The following is a 662-nucleotide window of genomic DNA, read 5'->3' as shown; positions in this document are numbered from 1 at the left end:
GCTACTGGCTGATCGGCCTGCACGCGCTGGCGGGGCTGTTCCACCATTACTGGGTGAAGGACAACACCTTGCAGAGGATGTTGATTGCGCGTGCCCGCTCTTGAAGCAAGCATCTTGCGCCGTTCGTCGAAGGGAATGTCCGCCGCAACTCAAGCGCATGGCTGCGGTGGAGCTGAAAATCCGGAACTGCCAGCCCTCGCCGATGCCGAAATAGCATCGACAACGAGGGCAAAGCCATGACTGAAGAAAAAACCAAAGTGCCGGAAGAAGTACCGGATCAAACAACCCCGGCACATTCCACCGAAGAAGAGCGCGAGCGCTTGAAGGACTTTAACAAGGACGGTATCCCGCCGGGCAGTTGCTGATCAGCGGTCACCGTGGCTGCGTCACCAGTTCCCCGCTGATCGCATCCATCATCGCCGGATGCTCCTCAGCGGCGACGCGCAAATCCTCGGTGACCCGCAACTCCGCACCCGTCGGCGAATAGGTGGCTGCCGCCGTGAACGGTGCGGGGTTGGCCGGCACCGGGCGTTTGCCACGGCGCCAGAAGAAAAAGCTGACCATGCTCAAATTGACCACTGCGAAGACCCAGAACAGGCCGTTGGCGCCGAACGAGTTCATCACCGGCGAGATCATCATCGGGCTGATGGCCGAGCCTAGCG

General features: G+C 60.6%; 1 protein-coding gene and 2 pseudogenes. 2 read left to right on the top strand and 1 reads right to left on the bottom strand.

Annotated features, from left to right (window positions below; translation table 11 throughout):
• A pseudogene (locus J5M71_RS29435) lies at positions 1-104 on the top strand (cytochrome B); the annotation flags it as partial.
• 132 nt (positions 105-236) lie between these two features.
• Positions 237-365 (top strand): hypothetical protein, encoded by a 129-nt coding sequence (locus J5M71_RS29605; protein WP_016774545.1) that lies wholly within the window; start codon positions 237-239, stop codon positions 363-365.
• Between the two features lie 7 nt (positions 366-372).
• Here J5M71_RS29605 and J5M71_RS26335 read toward each other — a convergent pair.
• A pseudogene (locus tag J5M71_RS26335) lies at positions 373-662 on the bottom strand (MFS transporter); the annotation flags it as partial.

Origin of the sequence: Pseudomonas sp. 43(2021), from assembly GCF_017490805.1 — a bacterium.
Taxonomy (GTDB): Bacteria; Pseudomonadota; Gammaproteobacteria; order Pseudomonadales; family Pseudomonadaceae; genus Aquipseudomonas.
Note: the sequence above shows the minus strand (reverse complement) of the source record. Positions and strands in the feature narration are given on the sequence as shown.

What these genes read in the sequence shown, in the direction of transcription:
- J5M71_RS29605 (WP_016774545.1), top strand. Translation starts at nt 237, where the DNA reads ATGACTGAAGAAAAAACCAAAGTGCCGGAAGAAGTACCGGATCAAACA.